The organism is Pseudomonas ogarae (assembly GCF_014268695.2).
Lineage (GTDB): Bacteria > Pseudomonadota > Gammaproteobacteria > Pseudomonadales > Pseudomonadaceae > Aquipseudomonas > Aquipseudomonas kilonensis.
This window is the reverse complement of record NZ_CP077086.1, coordinates 3,974,271-3,995,670: the sequence shown is the minus strand read 5'-3', so window position 1 is coordinate 3,995,670 and position 21,400 is coordinate 3,974,271. Positions and strand designations below refer to the sequence as shown.

7 protein-coding genes are annotated in these 21,400 nt (G+C 63.4%); 1 reads left to right on the top strand and 6 read right to left on the bottom strand.

The window, feature by feature from the left end:
- Positions 1 to 13 precede the first annotated feature (13 nt).
- Positions 14 to 12,424 (top strand): filamentous hemagglutinin family protein, encoded by a 12,411-nt coding sequence (locus tag HU749_RS17355; RefSeq protein WP_095961939.1) that lies wholly within the window; start codon positions 14 to 16, stop codon positions 12,422 to 12,424.
- Positions 12,425 to 12,573: 149 nt separating this feature from the next.
- Here HU749_RS17355 and HU749_RS17350 read toward each other — a convergent pair whose 3' ends face one another.
- The 6 genes from HU749_RS17350 to HU749_RS17325 form a co-directional block, all read right to left on the bottom strand.
- Positions 12,574 to 15,147 carry a bifunctional diguanylate cyclase/phosphodiesterase gene (locus HU749_RS17350; protein WP_095961938.1) on the bottom strand — a complete coding sequence of 858 codons (2,574 nt, stop codon included), beginning with the start codon at positions 15,145 to 15,147 and terminating at the stop codon, positions 12,574 to 12,576.
- A 113-nt stretch (positions 15,148 to 15,260) separates the two neighbouring features.
- A complete protein-coding gene (locus HU749_RS17345; protein ID WP_079302020.1) occupies positions 15,261 to 15,941 on the bottom strand; it encodes a DUF2238 domain-containing protein in 681 nt (226 codons plus the stop codon).
- An 11-nt stretch (positions 15,942 to 15,952) separates the two neighbouring features.
- Positions 15,953 to 17,752 carry a thiamine pyrophosphate-requiring protein gene (locus HU749_RS17340; RefSeq protein WP_079302021.1) on the bottom strand — a complete coding sequence of 600 codons (1,800 nt, stop codon included), beginning with the start codon at positions 17,750 to 17,752 and terminating at the stop codon, positions 15,953 to 15,955.
- A gap of 129 nt (positions 17,753 to 17,881) precedes the next feature.
- Positions 17,882 to 18,526: a ferric reductase-like transmembrane domain-containing protein gene (locus HU749_RS17335; RefSeq protein WP_186650843.1), complete on the bottom strand. Its 645-nt coding sequence runs from the start codon at positions 18,524 to 18,526 to the stop codon at positions 17,882 to 17,884.
- Between the two features lie 752 nt (positions 18,527 to 19,278).
- Positions 19,279 to 20,589: an ATP-binding protein gene (locus HU749_RS17330; RefSeq protein WP_046062720.1), complete on the bottom strand. Its 1,311-nt coding sequence runs from the start codon at positions 20,587 to 20,589 to the stop codon at positions 19,279 to 19,281.
- On the bottom strand, positions 20,586 to 21,326 hold the full coding sequence (locus tag HU749_RS17325) for a response regulator (RefSeq protein ID WP_003202589.1): 741 nt from the start codon (positions 21,324 to 21,326) through the stop codon (positions 20,586 to 20,588). The genes HU749_RS17330 and HU749_RS17325 overlap by 4 nt, the downstream gene beginning before the upstream one ends.
- Positions 21,327 to 21,400 lie beyond the last annotated feature (74 nt).

Genomic DNA, 21,400 nt, shown 5'->3' with positions numbered 1-21,400 from the left:
AAGGATGAGTAGGATGCTGCGCAGCAAACCCCAGACGAACCCGAACGCCCCACGTCGCGATGGCGAGTTGTCGATGTTGCGGCTCAAGCCGCTGGCCCAGGCCATTGCGTTGCTGATGGTAGCCGGCAATGCCCACGCGGCGACGGCGTTCAGTTCGGCCTGGTTTGCCGCCAAGGGTGCGACCCAGGCCGGTGGCGCGGCGCGGCCTACGACCGCGCAGCCAGGCATGCCGCCGCCCCTGGCGCAACAGCAACGGGCCAATGCGCAGCTGCAGCGTTCGCTGACCAACCTGAATAACACCGTGGCCGCCATCGCGGCCCAGCAGGCGGCTCAGGCTGCGGGACGGCAAGCGGCATTCGGGCAGGTGCAGACCGTGCCCGACGGTTTGGGCGAGGGCGGGCTCAAGGTCGATAACAGCCTGACCCAGGGCTGGCTCAACGCCAAGGGGCCGCAGCAGACCCAGGCCGGTGGCAAGACCACGGTGAAGATCGAGCAGACCGCCGACAAGGCGATTCTCAACTGGGAAACCTTCAACGTCGGGCGCAATACCACGGTGGATTTCCAGCAGCAGTCGGACTGGGCCGTGCTCAACCGGGTCAACGACCCTCAAGCGCGACCGAGCCAGATCCAGGGCCAGATCAAGGGCAATGGCACGGTAATGCTGGTCAACCGCAACGGCATCATTTTCAGCGGCAGCAGCCAGGTCAATGTGCGTAACCTGGCGGCGGTCGCGGCCAACATCAGCGATGAGCAATTCAGCAACCGCGGCTTGTACGTCGATGCCACTGGCAGCCAGCCGACCTTCACTGACGCGGCGGGCAAGGTCGAAGTGCAGCAGGGCGCACTGATCGAAACCCACCGTGCCGCCACCTCCACGGCCGGGGGCGGCTATGCGTTGCTGCTGGGCTCCGAAGTGGAAAACGCCGGCTCCATCATCACCGCCAAGGGCCAGACCACCCTGGCGGCGGGCGACAGTTTTTATATCCGGCGCGGCCAGGGCACCAGCGGCAACCCGCGCTCCACCACCCGTGGCAACGAGGTCGCCACGTCTCTCAAACCGGGCAGCAGCGCCGGCACGGTGATCAACAGCGGCCTGATCCAGGCCAGCACCGGCGACATCACCCTTACCGGGCACAATGTGCAGCAGAACGGCGTGGCCGTCGCCACCAGTTCAGTGGACACCCGTGGCACCGTGCACCTGCTCAACGCCTTCAGCGACAGCAGCGGTAGCGTGACCCTGGGGCTGGGCAGTGCCACGGCGGTGCTGCTCGATGCTGCGGGTGGCAGTGCCCTGGACAGCCAGCGCAATGCCGGACCGGCCGGCCTGGATGGCACGCCGAACAACCTGATCACCGGCCAGTTCAACAACCTCAGCAGCGTGGTCGACCGCACCGATCAGTCGCGGGTCGAGATCGTCAGTGGCGGCAGCGTCGACTTCCAGAATGGCTCCATCACCCTGGCCACCGGTGGCCAGGTCGCGGTCAGCGCCGCCGGTCGCAGCTTGGTGCGTGATGGTGCGGTGATCGATGTGTCCGGCGCCATTGGCGTCAAGGTGGCGATGGAATCCAACTCCATCAAGGTCAACGTCCAGGGCAACGAACAGCGCGACGCACCGGTCAACCGCGAGGGCGGCAAACTGACCAACAACGATGTCTGGGTGGACGTGCGTGACTTGATCTACGTGCCGGCGGGCACCAACGGCTACGCCACCGACCGTTGGTACACGGCGGGTGGGCTGTTGGAAGTCGGCGGTTATTTGGGGACCCGAGGCCACAGCGCCGGTGAGTGGGCTGCTCAAGGCGGCACCCTGACGTTCACCGGCAACGACGTGGTGACCCAGCAGGCGGCGCAGTTGAACCTGTCTGGCGGTACCCTGGATGTGCAGAGCGGCTACTTGCGCCAGTCCTGGCTCAAGGGCCCCAATGGGCGTTTGTATGACTTGTCCAAGGCGCCGGGGGACATCCTCTACAGCGGGATTTACAAGGGCTACGAAGACCACAGCCAACGCTGGGGCCAGACCGATTACTACTACAACCCGCTGATCGCCCCGCGCGAGCGCTTTGAAGCCGGCTACACCGTCGGACGCGATGCCGGCAAGCTGGTGGTCTCGACCCGCAACGCCGTGCTGGAAGGCCAGATCGTCGGCGAGGTCTACCAGGGCGAACGCCAGACCCAGGCACCGAACCTCAACCTCGACGGTTACCAGCAATCGCAAAACGCCGTGGCCCGACGGGCGCAATTGTGGGTGGGCAGCTACACGCCGATCTATGACAAGACCAGCGGTGTGATCAACAGCGCCTTGAACCCCACGCTCGATCAGATCACCGTCGGCAAGGTGGCCGACAAGATTGCTGCGGGCCTTGACCTGACCTCGGTGGTTGGCACTGATCGGCAAGGCAAATTGGTTCTGGATAACGATCTGCTCAACGGCTTCCAACTCGGCGCGGTCAAGGTGGCAGCGGCGCAAGGCATCAAAGTCGATGGCGCGCTCAAAGTGGCCGATGGCGGCGACATCACGCTTTATGCACCGCAGGTCGAAGTGAACGCCGACCTGACGGCTCGCAGCGGTCGCATTGTGCTGGGTAACGTGCTTAAACAGGTCAGAACCGATAATTTCAAGATTGAAGACGTCGTGCTTACGCCCGCCACGGGGCAGCGTGCTGTGGTCACGTTGGGAGAGGGCGTGACGTTGAACACCGCTGGCCGGTGGAGCAACCTGCTGCTTGACGGCAACGATCGCCGGGGCCTGCCGTTTATCAACGGCGGTGCCGTGGCCGTGCGCAGCGACAATATCGATGTGCGCCAGGGCAGCCTGATCGACGTCAGCTCGGGCGCCGCGGTCATGGCCGATGGCAAGACCCGCGGCGCTAAGGGCGGAGACCTGACTCTGACGGCGGTTACCAGTACGTCGTCAGACGGCGGCGACTTGAGCCTGCGTGGTGAACTGCGCGGCACCGGGGTGAGCGGTGGCGGGACCTTGAAGCTGGCGGCCAATAAAGTGCTGATCGGCAACAGCAGCGCGCCCCTCGAGCCCGGCACCCTGCAACTGGGCGGCGATTTCTTCGACAAGGGCTTCTCGGCCTATGACATCACTGGCAACGAAGGCCTGACGGTGGCCGACGGGACCCGGGTCGATGTGACGATGCCGGTGTACCGTTTCGGCGAGCAGGCTTTGACTACCGGCAGCAACGCAGAGCCGGCTGATGCCTTGCAGCGCTGGACGCCGGAGCTGTATCAGGAAGATGCGATCAAAGGTGTTCTCACCCAGCGCCACGGCGCGAGCCTGAGCCTCACTGCTGGTACCGCGAACTCCAGCGCGGCAGACATGGCCAGCACGGTATTGAACATCGGGCGTGGAAGCGTGATCAGCGTCGATCCGGGACAAGGCATCGACTTGCGCAGCATCGGTCAACTGACCGTCAACGGCACCGTCAACGCCTGGGGCGGACGAGTCAGTCTCACCGAACTGAGCGTCAGCAACCCCGTTCGCAACCCGGTCAATGCCCAAGGCCATGGACGCTCCATCTGGTTAGGCGAGCAAGCATTGATCGATGTCTCCAGTCGGGCCGTGACTGCCCAGGACATGCGCGGCCAGACTTATGGCCTGGTGCGTGACGGTGGCGAGATTGTCATTGGTGGTCAGATTGATGTCGCGAAAGGATCGGCTTCGGCGCCGGAATTGTTCGTGGTGATGCGCGAGGGGGCACGCCTGCAAGCGGATGGCAGCCAGGCAATGCTGGATGTTCCTGGCCAGGGACGCACATCGGTGACGAGCAACGGTGGCAGTATTTCCCTGGCGTCGGCCAATGGTCTGTACCTGGACGGCGAATTCAGCGCCCGTTCCGGTGGCACGGGGGCCGCAGGGGGCAGTTTGTCGGTGGCGCTGGAGACACCGTATTACCTGAAAAGCGCGGTCAATGACCGGGTCTTGCAGGTGCGTGAACTGGTGCTGGGACAAACCGCCCAGGCGAGCCCGCTAAGCGACACCGCCGAGGCCTCGGCGGATTCGTTTATCTATGGTCATGGGCGTTTGGGTGTGGACCAGGTCCAGGCGGGCGGCTTCGACAGCCTGTCTCTGCTGAGTAACGGCATTATTAGTATCGATGGCGACGTGTCGCTGTCCCTCGACCAAAGCCTGAGCCTATATGCGCGTAGCTTCGGGTTGAGCACAGCCGCGCCAGCCGACACCCGTGTTCAACTTAATGCAGCTCATCTGCTGCTGGCGGGGTCGGCGGCCGGTCTACCGAATATGGATTCCTATACCCGACCGCTGATCGAAGGCGACGTATCGCCACTTGCGAACAAGGCGGTGCTTTCCGTCAACGCCGACTTGTTGGATGTACAGGGCGATGTGAGATTCAGCAGCAAAGGCACGCTGAGACAGGCCAATGACACCACGGTCGAGTTGGAGCGCGCCGGGTTCGACCTGGTCCAGTTAAGCAGCCGTGGTGATTTGCGCTTCCTGGCGGGATTCTCCAGCGAAGGATTGCCTACGGGCTTTACCACGCAATTAATGACTCCCTCGGACATGATCCTGCAAGCGGCGCAACTGTATCCGGCGACCGGGGTCGGGGCTCGGGTATTGGCGGGGTATAGCTTGAGTGGCACCTCTGCCTACGACCCGGCGCGCAGCTTGGTCATCGGGCGGACTACCCAGGTGACGCCTCAGGTACCTTATTCGGCATTCGGTCACTTACAACTGGGCAGTGCGAATATCGAGCAGGGCGGAGTGGTTCGGGCCCCGCTGGGGTTGATTGAGGTCGGCACCAACGACGGCACTAGCATCACTAGCCAAGTGGACTTGCTGCCGAACAGCCTCACTTCAGTCAGTGGCCTCGGTCTGGTTCTGCCTTACGGCGGTACCGTCGATGGTCAGAGTTATGAGTACGCGGGCAAGAAGGTGGTGCTTCTGGGGCAAGGGGCCATCTCCTATGGCAACGGGGATCTGAATATTGGTGTGATTCTGGGCGGAAAGTCTGTTGCGGCCCAGGAAGGCTCGGTACTCGATCTTTCGGGTGGCGGTGATCTGCTGGGTGCCGGTTTCATTTCCGGCCGTGGCGGCTCCACCGACGCGCGCTTCAACCCGCTGGTGCAAATCGGTGCCAACGGCGGCTTTACTTTACCGGGCCTGTCCAGCAACCCGGTCTACGCCATTGTGCCGGGCAACCAGAGTGCATACGCGCCAGTGGCGCCCGAGGGCGGCGCAGTGGACCCCAGGATCGGACAACAAATCACCATTGGCGCCGGTGTACCGGGGCTGGCCGCCGGTACCTATACGCTGATGCCGTCCACCTATGCCTTGCTGCCGGGGGCGTTCCGGGTCGAGGTCAACGGTCTGGCGGGTCAGGGTTCCACGGCGGGTGCGTTGCAGATGCGCAACGGCTCCTGGACCACCGCCGGGGTGCTGTCGGTGGTCAATACCGGGCAGCGCAACAGTCTGTCCAGCCAGGTCATCCTGACTTCGGGCGATGTGCTGCGTCGCTATTCGCAGTACAACGAAACCAGCTACGCCCAGTTCGCTGTAGCCGATGCCGCACGCCTGGGCGTGCCACGAGCCCTGTTGCCGGTGGACGCCAAGACTTTGAAGTTGAAGCTCGCGCCAGGAGCGGGAGATCAGGCGTTCTCCTTTAAAGGCATCGGCAAGTTCGCGCCTCAGAAAGGTGGCTACGGCGGTACCGTCACGGTGGTTGGAGGTAATGGGGCGTTGGAGGTCGTTGCCGATGGGCGCGGGGCCACGGCCGGCTTCGAGGGCGTCACCCTCAATGCCGAAAGCCTGAATGCCTTGAATGCATCGCGTCAGGTTATTGGTGGCCAGTTTTTGACGCTCTATGGTCAGAGCGGAAACTACATCACGCCCTCGAGCAGTGGAGGTAGAACCTCGTCCAGAGTGATCTTGCGTGAAGGCGCTACGTTGGCGGCACCGGAGGTTTTCCTGCTGGCCAGCGGCGAGGTGTCGATGGAACAAGGCGCGGCCATCAATACCATTGGTCGTGGCGCGGCTGCCTACGATGCCCATGACGGTTTTATCTATGACCTCAATGTGAGTGGTCAGAACTTGCTGGCCGCCTCCAACGGCTTGCTCAACGTGTTGGCACCCTCATCGGGCAGCATCGGCACCATCAACATCGGCGGCTGCAGCCTGACGCCATGCAGCGGCGTCACCCGAATTCATTCCGAGGGCAGCATCGTCGCCACCGGAGGGAGCCTGGAATTGGACGACAAGGTGCGCTACGGCACCCGTCACCTGACCCTGGCCTTGAGCAATATCAACGTCGGCACCGCCCCGGCATTGAGCGACGCAGCGGCGCGTCAGGTCTTGCCGGCGGGTCTGACCCTGAGCCAGACGGTACTCGATCGCCTGTTGCGCGAGGACACCGAATACGGCGCCCCGGCCCTGGAAACCCTGGAACTGTCGGCGCGTGAGGCGTTGAATTTCTACGGCACTGTCAGTCTCGACACCTATGACCCGGCGACAGGCAAGTCGCGGTTGGCCAACCTGATGCTCAGCACTCCGGCCATTTATGGCGCAGGCAGCACCAGTGACGTGGCGACCATTCGCACCGCCAACCTGATCTGGAACGGCGCCGTTGGCGCGCCGGGTTCGGTGATTGCCGGCGGGGCCGGCACTGGCGCCGGTCGCCTGGACATCCAGGCCCAGCGCATCGAATTCGGCTACGGTGACTTCGCCCAGCCTAGCTCGGTCACCACCCTGAACCGCCTTGCTTTGGGATTCGCCAACGTCAACCTCAGCGCCAGCGAGCGCCTGACGGCCAACCACAAAGGCAGCCTGGCGGTGTATCAAAGCCAAGGGGCCTATGACGCGAAAACGGGCTACGCCTACAGCGGCGGCAACCTGAATATCCTTACCCCGTTGCTGACCGGTGAGGCCGGTTCGGTCAACCGCATCACCGCAGGCGGTGCGGTCAATGTAGCGGGCACGAGCGCTAAGCCGGGCGCTGTCTCCGGGCTTGGGGGCGAGTTGTCCATCAAAGGTGCAAGCCTCAACCTTGCCAGCGCGGTGATGCTGCCCAGCGGCAAGCTGACCTTGAGCGCGACGGATGACCTGACCCTGGCCGATGAGGCGCTGATCGACGTGGCGGGCCGCACCGTCACCTTCAACGATGTGACACGCTACAGCGCCGGTGGCGAGGTGATCCTGCAAAGCCAGAACGGCAACATCCGCCAGGCGGATGGTTCGAGCATCGACCTCTCGGCCCGACACAACCAGGCCGGTCGGCTCAGTGCGGTGGCTCTGGACGAGGCGGCCGGGATCGTTGATTTGCAGGGGCGGATTCTCGGCAGCAGCACGGGCGAATATGACGCCGGTGGCACCGCCATGCCGTACCTGGCCGGCGGCGTGGAGATTCAGGCCCAGCGCCTGGGCGGCAGCGGCAACCTCAGCGAGCAGTTCGCGGCGTTGAACCAACGGTTGAACAACGGGCAGGTATTCGGCTCTCGCAGCTTCCAGCTCAAGCAAGGCGACCTGGTGATCGGCAACGAACTCAAGGCCTCATCCATCAACGTGTCCCTGGACAATGGCAGCCTGTTGGTCAACGGTACGGTGGACGCCAGCGGCGAGCGGGTCGGCAGCATTTATCTGGCCGCCAAGAATGCCCTGACCCTGGGCAGCGGTGCTGTGCTCGACGCCCATGGTCGGCGCCTGCGGGTAGACAGCTACGGCAAGATCATCGACTCGCCGAACCGCGCCATTGTCGACTTGACTGCTCGGGAAGGCCTCCTGACCTTGGGCAACGGCGCCCGCATCGACCTGCGCCACGGTACCGAGGTCGCGCTGGGCAGTGCACCCGGCCTGAATGACGGTCGTGCTCGCGGCACGTTGCAGCTCAGCGCACCACGATTGGGTGGCGTGTCGGGTGGCGACGTGGCTGTCGATGCCAGTGGTGCGCTGGATATTCAAGGCGCCCGCTCGATCTCGCTGGTTGCCATGTGGCAATACAGCGATGCGCCGCTGATTAACGTGCCAGCGGCCAGTGGTCGGCCTTATCAGGTCATCAATCAAGCGTGGCTGGAGGATGTGCATGACGACAACACTGCTTTTATCACTAACGCCCTCGACAACAACGATCTGTTGCAGCGCAAGCTCGCCGGGTTGAACAACAGCCGCTATCGCGATGTGTTGCATCTGCGCCCTGGCGTGGAGGTCGTGAGTGCAACGGCCGATGGCGACCTGGTGGTCCAGGGGGACCTGGACCTGTCGCGCTATCGCTACGAGAGCCTCAATCCGCATAACGCCCTGAGCGGGGTCTACGGCTCCGGCGAATCCGCTAGCCTGACCCTACGGGCCGGCGGTGACTTGAATATCTACGGCAGCATCACCGACGGGTTTGCCCAGCCGCCGGCCAGTAACGATGACAAAGGCTGGGTGCTGTTGCCGGGCATTGATTTCGCGGCGGGCGATATCGTCGTGCCCGGCAGCGGCGTGACCCTGGCGGACGACACGGCGTTTCCGGCGGGCTCGGTGCTCAACTTCGACGTGCCGCTCAAGGGCGCTACCTTGGCGGCGGGAACGCGCCTGCCGGTCGCCGCGACACTTGATCAGCCAATGGTGCTGCCGGCGGGCACGGTGCTAGCCGCAGCGGTGCATGACGCCTTCGGTAATCTGTTGTTCGCCGCCGGCACTTTGTTGGCTTCGACTCAGACTCTTGAGGCAGGAACAGTGCTGGGGGCCGGCAGCTTGCTGGGCAGCAGCGCAACAATAGGCAGCCTGATCTGGCCCAAAGGCGTTGCCTTGCCAGGCATTGCGGACGCGACCCATGGCTTGACCAATGTCCTGCGTCTCAGCGGTCCCCTGGCACTGAGTGTGGGTTCGAAAATCCCTTCAGGTACCGACATCAAGCTGCCGGCCGGTGTCGAGTCGGTGCAGTTGCGTCCGGAAGTGGCGGGGAGCAACTGGGCCATCGCACCGATGTTGGCCGAGGGCTCGCAGTCCTGGTCGTTGCGCCTTGTGGCGGGGGCCGATACACAGGCGGCGGACAGCCGGGTCGTGCAGCCTGCCTCGGCCCGTGGCGATCTTCATCTGGCTGACAGTCATTACGGTGTATTTGGCGTGCCGAATATGGTCTGGACCGAAGCCGGATCGCTGGAGTTTTTTGGTGACTCCAGCATGGTAGGGCAACCCGTGGACTTCGTTGGGTTCGGCGATCCGAATCTGTGCATCGACGACCCGTCTCGCTGTGAAGAGGATGGTCCCCCCGGATATAAGCCGGGCAGCCAACGCTGGAGTGTCATTCGCACTGGCACGGCAGACCTTGAGTTGCTATCGGCAGGTGATCTGAAAATGGATTCCCTTTATGGGGTCTACACCGCCGGCAGTTCGGCCAGCGCGACCTACGCTGGCGATCCGTACAATCAGCCCAAGGCGTTGGGGGCAGGAGGTACGGTGCTGAATGACGCAACAGGTGAAAACGAGCAATTTGTGGACGGCGGCATCAACAGTGTTTATCGCGCTTGGTACCCTGACTCTGGCGGTAACCTGACCCTGAAGGTCGGCGGTGACTTGATCGGCAACGCCATGGATGTTTCCAGCAGCAATTATGGGCGGCCCAACCCATTCGATACCGGTTACGACACGGTCAACGTTGGTAACTGGTTGTGGCGCCAAGGCAACGGCTCAGTTGCCACGGGTACCGGGGCACAACCGTCCGCCTGGTGGATCAACTTTGGTAGTTACACCGCTGCGCAGGATCCTATCAATGCTGACCTGATGGTTGGTTTTACCGGTTTCGGTACGCTGGGCGGGGGGGATCTGAACGTCCAAGTGGCCGGCGATGCCGGAATACTCGATCAACTAGCGGGCAGTCTTCTTGAGCCGCGCAGCAACCGCCGCAGTCAAGGACTGGTTCTTGCCGTGGGCAGCACCGGGCGGGTAGGTGCCGATGGGAGTTTGCAACTGACCGGCGGTGGTGATCTCAATCTGCGTGTGGGTGGTGCTTTGAATCCCGAGGGCCTGTTCGTGAGCGGGCATCTCAACGGCGCGGTCATCAACCTGCGGGGCCACGCGCAGATCGACAGCGGCGCCATCGGTCGAATCGACCTTCAATACGGCAATGCTGTCGCAGTACAGTCCCCTGGAGAAACGCGGGCCTACGACTCCTTCAAATCCACACGAGGGTTTGCGACCGGCGGCCTGACCCTCATGCCGGGCGATGCTACCTTCGATCTGACGACTTCGGGCGACCTTGTGGTGATGGACGTCGCCGATCCGGGGCGGGCGCCGATGATGAGCGCCTCACGCTTCAAGGACGGTAACACCAACGGATCGGGCCTGAGTTGGTTCACGCTGTGGACGGCCAATACTGCGGTCGACTTGTGGTCGTCGGGAGGTAACCTGACACCTTTCACGTCCAGTACCGCAACGGATCTGGCGGTGGTCTATCCGTCCATCCTGAGAGCTGTGGCAGCCAGTGGCAGTCTTTATTACGGGAAGTCCTCGGAGCTGTATGACACAGGCTACAACGGCAACAATCGCCCAGCCCTGTTGCTTGCTCCCGGCGTCAATAGTGAGTTGCAATTCATGGCCGGTGATTCCATCTACGGTGGCGATATGTCGGTCAGCCGTTCCGGTGCTTCGTCTGCGGCCCTGGCCACACCGTTCAGGCCGGCCTTTGCCGGTATCGTCGATGGTTTCATCATAAAGGCCAGCAATCTCTCAGCCGATGGCAACCCCGCTCGCCCTACTGCGAACATATTGCCGCTGTTTGCCTTCGACACCAGCAGCGCTTCCAGTGAATGGGCCCTTAATGTCGATCCTGCTCGTTTCTATGCGCTTGAAGGCGACTTGCTGGCAGTCGCCACTGGACGGTCGATCACATCAGTCTCTACGGGCAGATGGCCGGGGCGAATCGCATACGAAGGCGCCGGTGCTGTACGAATGATGGCTGGACGAGACATTGTCAGCAGCGGCATACCGCTGGGCGGGTCTCTGAATGAGAACCCCGACACGGGTAATTACACCAGCACCGGCAACCTCTTCATCCACAACAACCCCACCGACATCTCCATCGTGGCAGCCGGGCGCGACATCCTCTACAGCAACTTCAACGTCGCCGGTCCCGGCCTGCTGGAAATCACCGCCGGGCGCAATATCCTGATGGACGACAAGGTCAGCATCACCAGTATCGGCGCGGTGGTGCCAGGGGATTCCCGCCCCGGCGCAAGCCTGGTGCTGCAAGCCGGCGCGGGCCTCAATGGCGCGGATTACGAGCGCTTCGTCAAGGCGTACCTGGACCCGGCCAACCAGGCTCTGGCCGGTGTGCCCCTGGCGAACCAGGACGGCAAGGTCGCCAAGACCTACGAGGCTGAGCTGGTGGATTGGCTGGAGAAACGCTTCGGCTTCAGCGGCGACACCGAGCAGGCCCGCAGCTTCTTCGCGGCGCTGCCGGCGGAGCAGCAGCGGGTGTTTGCCCGCAATGTGTACTTTGCTGAACTCAAGGCCGGTGGCCGTGAGTACAACGAAGTGGGCGGCGTGCGCCAAGGCAGCTACCTGCGCGGGCGGGAGGCTATCGACTGGTTGTTCCCGAGCAAGGATGTGGCGGGTAACGCGATCACCTACAAGGGCGACATCACCATGTTCGGCGGGGCCGGGGTGCACACCGATTTCGGCGGCAGCATCCAGATGCTCACCCCGGGTGGCGGGCAGACGTTCGGCATCGAGGGCAACGCGCCGCCGTCCACCGCCGGGGTCATCACCCAGGGCGAGGGCGATATCCAGTTGTATGCGCAAAACAGCATCCTGCTGGGGCAGAGCCGGATCATGACCACCTTCGGCGGTTCTATTCTCGGCTGGTCGGCCCAGGGCGATATCAACGCCGGTCGCGGTTCGAAGACCACCGTGGTCTATACGCCGCCCAAGCGCTTGTACGACACCTGGGGCAACGTGACCCTGTCGCCATCGGTGCCGAGTACCGGGGCCGGTATCGCCACCCTCAACCCGATTGCCGAAGTGGCGCCGGGGGATATCGACCTGATCGCGCCGTTGGGCACCATCGATGCGGGCGAGGCGGGGATTCGGGTGTCGGGCAACGTCAACATCGCGGCGTTGACCGTGGTGAACGCGGCCAACATCCAGACCCAGGGCAAATCCACTGGCGTGCCGCTGGCGGCCTCGGTGAACACCGGCGCCATCACCTCGGCCAGTTCGGCGGCGTCTTCGGCGACGCAGGCGGCTGAGGATGTGGCCCGTCAGCAACAGAACGCGGCGCGGCAGAACCAGGCGTCGGTGTTTACCGTGCAGGTGGTGAGTTTTGGCTCCGAGCAACTGGCCCCATCACGCGATGGTGCCAGCCGCGAAGCGCCTCGGGCCTACGATCCGGCCAGCCCGGTGCAGGTCCTGGGTGCGGGGCCTTTGGACGAACAGAACCGCCAGCGGCTGACTGAGGAGGAGCGGGGGCGGTTGAGTTTGTAAGAGACCGAGCTTGCAGGGATGTCGGCTGTGCAGGCCTCATCGCGAGCAAGCTCGCTCCCACAGGGGGCTTGAGGCGTTCATGAGCTCTGCATGCACCGCAGAACCTATTGTGGGAGCGAGCTTGCTCGCGATAGCGGTGGGGAGGTGGGTTACAGCCACCGCGGCGTGGTGAAGAACGAGGCCATTTCCGAGCGGGCCAGGGCCGCGCCGAAGTAGGGGCCTTGGACATGGTCGCAGGCTACGTTGCGCAGTTGGCTGAATTGCCGGGCGTTTTCGATGCCTTCGGCAGTGACCATCAGCCCCACGCTGCGGCTCAATCGAATCATCGCCAGGACGCCTTCCTTGTCATCCTCCAGGCCCAGCTGCGTGAGGATGTTGCGATCGAAGCGGATGCCATCGAACGGCTGGTCCAGCACCTCGCGCAGGGAGGCGATGCTGGTGCCGAATTTGTCGATGTTGATCCGCACGCCGAGGTCCTTGAGCGCATGGAGGGTGCTGGCGACGGTCTTGTGGTCGGCCAGCAGCACCCCTTCAGCCACTTCCAGGGTCAGCCGCTGAGGTGCCAGGCCGCTCGCTTCGAGGGCTGTCTGTACCTGGTTGAGCAGGAAACTGCTGTTGAACCACCGGGGTGAAACTGCGATGGAGACGTTGACGGCGCTCGGCCAGGTGGCGGCCTCTTCACAGACGTTGATCAACATCCAGGTGCCCAGTTCTTCAAGCTGGCCCGAGGTTTCGGCCACCGGTATGAAGTCGGCCCCACCCAGTTCACCTTTCTCGGGATGGTGCCAGAAGGTCTGGGCTTCGAAGCCATGCAGTTGTTCGGCGCTCACATCGAAGCGGGGCAGGTAACGCAGTTCCAGTTGATCCCGTTGCATGGCGTCGCGCAGTTGCTGCTCGTATTGCCGCCGGTCGCGGGCCAGGTTGCCCATGGCTTCCACATACACGCGCCAGGTGTTGCGGCCCGCCGCCTTGGCCGCATACAAGGCGATGTCGGCGTGGCGCAGCAGTTCATCGGCACGTTCGTCACCGGGCTGCGACCAGGCAACGCCGATGCTCACCCCCAGGTACAGGGTATTGCCGTCCAGGTGCATGGGTCGTTGCATGCAATCGATCAGCCGTTCACAGAGTTGATCGAGATCGCCGGCATCGCCCGGGTCGGGCATGACAATGACAAACTCATCACCGCCCAGGCGGGCCACCAGATCAGTGCCGCGCACGTTTTGCTGGAGGATATGCGCCACTTCCTTAAGTACTTTATCGCCCACGGCATGACCCAGGGAGTCGTTGACCGGCTTGAACCGGTCCATGTCCAGGTTCAGCAGCGCCAGGGGCGGGCGATCGGTCCGGTCCAGGTGTTCGCGCAGGCAATCGAACAAGCGGTTGCGGTTGGCCAGCCCAGTCAGCGGGTCATGCAGGGAAAGGTGCTTGATCTGGGCCAGGGCCCGCAATTCGTCGGTGATATCGGTGGCGGTGCCACGAAAACCCAGGGTGCCAGCTTCGATAGCCCGCACCGAGAGTTTGCAGGTGCGGATGCGCTGGTTGCGCGCGGTGTACTCGCACAGCAGCGGTGCCGAGGAGAGGCTATTGGCGCCGCCGAGCAGCCATTGGGCAATCGAGATCGAGCCGCCATGGGGGTGGAGCAGCCGGTGCAGAGGTTTGCCCAGCCACTCCGTGGGGCTGAACCCGGTCACTTGTTCGAAGCGTTCCGACAGATAGGTCAGCGTCCCGGTCGAATCGACCTCCCACAACCAGTCGGATGACACTTCGGCGATGTCTCGGAAACGTTCTTCACTGCGTTCCAATGCCTTGCGGTGGGCCAGCAGGCTGGCGTACTGGCGCTCCTGGGCGCGGAGCATGGCCAGGGCATGGCGCAGAACCGCCAGGGCCAGAATCCCCAGCACCAGTAACGCCACGGCCAGCAACGGCAGGAGGATTTTGCGCAGGTCCTGGCCCGGGGTCTGCGGCCGCCAGGCCAAGGCTTCCAGGGTCAGGTCGTCGAGCAGCAGTTGGGCGGTATCGGCTGGGCCCGGGGTCCTGGCGATATGGGCATCGGGCAGGGCGAAGTCCCGCGCCAGGTTTTCCAGGGCACCGGGATCAAGGACCTTGACGAAGAGCATCAGGCTGGGCGGGCCGGGGATTTCCGGCACGCTGCTGTCTGTGCCGATGGTGATGGCGGATGCGGCGACAAACGCCGGGGCGTCTTCGTGATGGAGCATCTCGACGATCACTTCCTCGTGATTTTCCGCAGCGCTGGCTTTTTTCAACAGCGCTCGCAAGTCGCCGGTCAGCCAGGTGTCGGCATCGACTTCACTCATCTGGCCATCGATCACTGAATAGACGGTCTGGCCGGTCGGCGAAATGACAAACACCGCCTGGTAGCCATAGAGCGAGGACACGCTGCTGCCGACGTTTTCCTGGTCATAGGCCCATTCCTTGTCGACGTTGACATGCAGGTGCCGGTAGGCGTCGCTCCACTTGGAGTAGTCGCTCAGATCCCGTCCGATACCTTTGCGGATCCCCTCGATGGCCCGCTGGGCGAAAAACAGGCTCTGTTCACGGGCGCGCCGGTCCTGGGCGCCAGTGATGTTGAGCAGCACGGCGATCGCCAGTGCAGACATGACAAACAGCAGCAGCATGATGGCCGGGAAAGTGCGACGAGTGAAACTTCGGGTTGGCGAACCCGGGGAAAGGACAGTCGAGTCATTGCCAGCATTTTCAATCATAAAAATAAGTCATCAGCAAAAAAGCGATTTCACCCGCACCTGTCTTGTATCGGCTGGTGGGCTGATTTACTTAGTCGTGATCGCACGGGAACTGGCGGATATCGGGGCTTGCATCATGTTCGGGCCTTGAAGCGCAACGTCCATTCGAGGGCGAAGTCCCGCTGGCGCAGGTAACTGACCCCGGCGGCGACGAGCAGGGTCATGAACGCGGCCAGTGCCGCCAGGGCCATGTCTTTTTGTGAATCCCACGGGTCCTGTTGGGCACCGACAAAGGCCTTGGCGGTATCGCCCCCGATGTAGGCGCCGCCCAACCATTCGATAATTTCATAAATCGCCGACGACGCGAGAATCAGGCTCCAGGCCAGGAAATAACCCCTGAACCCCGTTGCTGGCGCAACCCGGAGCAAGGCCTCGCGCAGCGGATAGGCCAGCAGCAGGCCGTAGCTGAAATGCACCAGCCGATCGAACTGGTTGCGCTGGAAACCCATGAACTGATCAAGCGACTGCCCCCCCGTCAGGGCCTGCCACCAGTGGTTATAAGGCACCTTGGCATAGGTGTAATGGGCACCGACTTCATGGATGCAAAGGAAGACGAACAACAGCGTCGCGGACAGTCGGGAAAAGCTGAATCGCCGATGAACGGTCACCAGGACCACCAATAACGCGATGACCAGCAGGTTCTCCGCCAGCCAGTCACTGCGTTTTATCGGCGCAATGGCCAGCCACCCCCACACCGCGCAGAAAGCCAGGAGCAGGGGCCGTTCATAGCGACGATGCAGCTCAACGGTTGGCATCGCGTCGTGCCTCACTCTTTATCCGTGCGCTGGCCCGGCAGCAGGCTGCTCAATACCTGCTTGGCGGTTTCGACAACGATGCCTCGCTCGTTCGGGTCGCCCTGGAGCAGGGTTGAGGCAAACTTTTTCGCCTGTTCCAGCTTGATATGCGGCGGCAGCGGCGGCACGTCGGGGTCGGTGCGAAACTCGATCAGCACCGGACGATCCGCCGCCAGCGCGGTTTCCCAGGCCGTGGCCACGTCGTCCTCGTGCAGCACCAGGATGCCCTTCAAGCCAATGGATTCGGCGAACAGGTGGTAGGGCACGTCGGGGATGTCCTGGGAGGCGGCGAATTTCGGATCGCCCTCCATCACCCGCTGTTCCCAGGTGACCTGGTTCAGATCCCGATTGTTGAACACCGCGCAGATCCAGGTGCCATTGGCCCAGGTGCGCCAGTATTTGGCGACGGTGATCAGCTCGGCCATGTTGTTCATCTGCATGGCGCCATCGCCCACCAGGGCGATCACCGGCCGCTGCGGATGGCAGAACTTCGCCGCGATGGCATAGGGCACGGCCGCGCCCATCGACGCCAGGCCACCGGACAGCGAACACATCATGCCGCGCCGGATCTTGATATCCCGGGCGTACCAGTTGGCGCAGGAGCCGGAATCGCAGGTGATGATGGCGTGCTCCGGCAGCCGCGGCGACAGTTCGACGGTGACCCGCTGCGGATTGATCGGCTTGGCGCTGACCCGGGCGCGTTTTTCCAGGGTCCGCTCCCAGCGTTCGCGCCAATGCTCGATCTTCTTGCGCCAGGCGCGGTCGGGTTTTTCTTCGATCAGCGGCAGCAGGGCGCGCAAGGTATCGACGCTATCGCCGTGCAGGTTGACTTCCATGGGATAACGCAGGCTGAGCATGTCCGCCTGAATGTCGATCTGCACGCCCCGGGCCTGGCCTTCAGGTGGCAGGAACTCGGCGTAGGGGAAGCCGGAACCGATCATCAGCAGGGTGTCGCAGCCGGCCATCAGGTTGTCGCTGGGCTCCGTGCCGAGCAGGCCGATGGTGCCCGTGACCCAGGGCAGGTCATCCGGTACGGCGGCCTTGCCCAGCAGCGCCTTGGCCACGCCGGCGCCGAGCTTCTCGGCGAGGGCGATCACTTCGTCGGTGGCGTGCAGCGCTCCGGCACCGACCAGGATGGCGACTTTCTTGCCGGCGTTGAGGACCTCGGCGGCCTTGCGCAGGTCCTCATCGTAGGGAACGACGCTGGGCTTGCGGTAACCGACGCCGGAGTGAACCGTACCGTGCTTGTGGCGTGGTGCGGTGTACTCCATGTCCTGGAGATCGTTTGGCAGGATCAACGCCGTGACCCGGCGCTCGCCCACCGCCGTGCGTACGGCGCGGTCCAGCAGGTGGCGGACCTGGGCGGGCACACTGGCTTGCTGCACGAATGCCCCGGCCACGTCCTTGAACAGGCTGACCAGGTCCAGCTCCTGCTGGTAATGCCCGCCCAGCGCGGCGCGCGCCTGCTGGCCGCTGATGGCGAGCACTGGCATGTGGTCCATCCGCGCGTCGTAGAGGCCGGTCACCAAGTGGGACGCGCCGGGCCCGGAGGTGGCGATGCAGACGCCCAGCTCACCGGTGAACTTGGCGTGGGCGCAGGCCATGAATGCGGCCATTTCCTCGTGGCGGGCCTGGATGAAGCGGATTTTTCCCTGGGCGCGGTTCAAGGCGCCAAAGACGCCGTTGATGCCATCGCCCGGATAGCCATAAATACGGCGAACCCCCCATTCGTAAAGACGTTCCACCAGAAAATCACCGACGGTCATGCTCATGCCTGTCCCTCGCTTCAGGCCGCCGTCGCTTGGTGCGACGTGCAGCGGTTGACGTTCATACAGGACTTGACCAGTGCATGCCGTCCAAGGTTTCGATTTTTTCAACGCCAAGGCGCTGTGGCGCAGGCGCTATGTACGAGCTGTCGCGTGTTGCGGCCGTTGGCGTCGCTGGGTGGCCTGGGCCAGCTTGCCCACCAGGCGGATGGCGGTGGCGGCGCAGATCAGGCCGAAGGGCAGCACATACCAGGCGCTCATGGGGATGCGTTTGAAGTTGGAATAGGCAAAGATCGCCGCCAGCGCCCACATGCCGGTGACGTGCAGGCGCTTCCAGGCCTGGAAACCGATCAGGCGCGTGGTGCTTTTGAACGAGGTCAGCGCCAGCAACAGGATGAACACGTAGCCCACGGTGCCAGGCACGTTGCCAAGGGTGGTGCGGCCGGGCCAGAACTCGGGATTGAGCTGGCCGTAGCTGTAGATCAGCACGGCATGGACCAGATGGGAAAAGGCAAAGGCCAGCCCGATGAAACGCCGCTCACGCACCAGCGACCGGCTCAGGGGCGAGGGCACCAGCACCGCGAATGCCGAGGCGGTGAAGGCCAGCAGGAACAAGATAAAGGACGAACGCGCCGTGGCGCGAATGACGCTGCGTACGCCTTCGGTCAGGTCCGGGTTGAGCACCAGGATCAACCCGGTCATCAACAGCACCAGGGCGGCGAGCAGGCTGAACAGCGACCAGCCCTGATAACGAAAGGGGGATGCAGTTGCGTTAGGCATGTAAAGGCTCCTTGGATGGTGAGACCCGGTCGTGACAGCAGCCGGGAACACGGGGGAGTCTTTCAAGCAGGTGTAAGCGGGGTGTGTCCGCCACGCAGCATTGTGCAAGTTTGTGTATGCTGATCATCCGCAGACACACTGCCATACAAAACCGCATCCAAATCCAATACCCAACCCCTGTGGGAGCGAGCTTGCTCGCGATGGCGTCAGGTCAGTTGAACAGGTGCTGGCAGATACACCGCTATCGCGAGCAAGCTCGCTCCCACAGGGGGATTGGGCAAGGCATCCATATTTGTGTTGAATTTGCAGCTGTCTTCGCGAGCAAGCTTTGCTCCCACAGGTCCTGCTCAAACAGATCTGATGGGTGTACGACCGGGAGAGCCAGGTCGGCTAGTAGGCCGCCTCGCGGTGGACGTTGATCTCGGCGCCCCGTTAACCACGATGGCCGAACGCAGGCATTGCGCAGTGGGCATCCCGGCATGGATGCCGGGATAGCCGCGCTGGGCCATGGATGGCCCTTCGCGGCGGGCCCACGGAGCAATGCCGGAGTGAGGGCACACCGAGCCTAAGCGAGGTGCCGAGTGGTGGGGCAAAAGCGTTTTGCTTACTTTTGCGCTTTTCAAAAGTGAGCCGCCGTCAGGGCGGAACCCTAAGCCGCCGTTACCGCAGCAATGGATATGTACCCAGTCAACAAAATCCCAGCCGACGGTCAGGCCGCCATCGCGAGCAAGCCCGCTCCCACAAGGGCCGTGTCAGCTTGCGAATGCCAGGCGCAACTCGGCGCACAGGCCGCCGCCGTCGCGGTTGCTCAGGGTCAGGGAGCCGCCCATGGCGATCGCCAGTTGCTGGGCGATGGCCAGGCCCAGGCCGGTGCCGCCGGTTTCCCGGTTGCGTGAGCTTTCCACCCGGTAGAACGGCTTGAGCACCTCGGCCAGTTCCTGCTCGTTGATCCCGGGGCCGCGGTCCAGGACCTGGATCGCCAATTGCCCGTTGTCGGCGAGTTGCACCTGGATCTGCGCCGCGCCGCCAAATTTCAAGGCGTTGTCCACCAGATTGACCAGCACCCGCCGCAGGGCATGGGGGCGCGTGTCGATGACCGCAGCGTTTTTCCCGGACAGTTGCACATCCTTGCCAGTGTCCTGGTAGTCGAACACCAGGCTGTCGAGGAACGCATCCAGGCTGATCCGGCAACTGGCCTCGGTGGCGCCGTGGATGCTGCGGGCATAGGCCACGCCTTCACGCACCAGGTGCTCCATTTCGCTCAAGTCGCTCCACAGCTTGTCCTTCTCAATCCCCTCGTCCATGAATTCGGCGCGCAGCTTCATACGCGTGATAGGGGTCTGCAAGTCGTGGGAAATCGCCGCCAGCAACTGCATGCGCTCCTTGAGGTAGGCAGCGATGCGGTCCTGCATGGCGTTGAACGCTTTGGCGGCATGCACCACTTCGGTCGGGCCTTTCTCGTCCAGGCGCACGCCATGGGCGTTCGGGTCGAGGGTTTCCACCGCCTCGGCCAGCCGGGTCAGGGGGCCGACGGCGATGCGCACGGCCAGCCAGGTGCAGCCGATCAACAGCGCCAACTGCCCCAGCAACACCACCGGCAGCCAGGGCGAAAGAGGCGCCATCGCCGGGCGTACGTCGATGGTCAGCGGGCTGCCGTCCCCCAGGCGCAGGTGCGCCTGATAGTGCATTTTTGGCCCGGGAATCTGTTTGAACGTCAGGCCATAGGCCTGGCCGATGGCTTCCTGGATCGAACTGACCGAGATCGGCGCGTCGGCAAGGTCCATCGGTTGCCCGGGCTGGCCTTCGTCGAGCAGGTAGCCATAGTTGCGCCGGGCGAGTTTCGGCAGCCAGGCCTGGCGTTCGGCGGCAGGCAGGCGGTCAAGAATGGCGACGGAGGTCGAGACGTCGGTTTCCAGGTTGCCGAGCATGGTCGACTTGGCGCTCTGGTAGCGCTCGTAGTACTGGACGCCGAAGGACAGCCCCTGGGCCAGGATCAGGCCGATCAGGAAGATCAGCGACAACCTTGAGGCCAGCGTCCGCGGCCAGCGCAACGACAGGCTCATACCGAGGCCTCGAGGATCTCCACCGGCAGCGAGAACACGTAGCCTTCGCTGCGCACTGTCTTGATGTAGGCCGGCTCCCGGGCATCATCCAGCAGGCGCTGGCGCAGGCGGCTGACCAGCAGGTCGATGGAGCGATCGAACAGGTCGGCGTCCCGGCCCTGGGTGAGGTTAAGCAGCTGGTCGCGGTTGAGCACCCGTTGCGGATGGTCGAGGAATACCCGCAACAAACGATATTCGGCGCCGCTCAAGGCAACCATGGTGCCGTCGGTGTCCAGCAGGTGACGGGCGGTGGTGTCCAGGCGCCAGCGTCCGAAAGCCAGCAGGCGACCGCTCTCGGTGACTACCAGGTTGGGCGGCAGCATGCGGGTGCGGCGCAGCACGGCATTGATGCGGGCCAGCAGCTCACGGGCGGCGAAGGGCTTGACCAGGTAATCGTCGGCGCCCATTTCCAGGCCGATGATGCGGTCGGTTTCGTCGTTGCGCGCGGTGAGCATCAGCACCGGCGTGGCCTTGTGCTTGCCGGCACGCAGCTCCCGGCACAGCACCAGGCCGTCGTCGCCGGGCATCATGATGTCCAGCACGATCAGGTCCACCGGAGTGGTTTCCAGGAAGGCGCGCATTTGCCGGCCATCGGCAACGACAGTGGTGCGCAGACCGTTCTTTTTCAGGTAGTTGCCAACCAGTTCTCTGATCTCGCGATCGTCATCCACTATCAACACGTGATCGACATGATCCATGGTGTCCAGCTCCTCGGCGTTTCGTTATGAGCAGTCTACAGGCGCCGGCCGGCCCGGCTCGCGGCGGTTTGTAT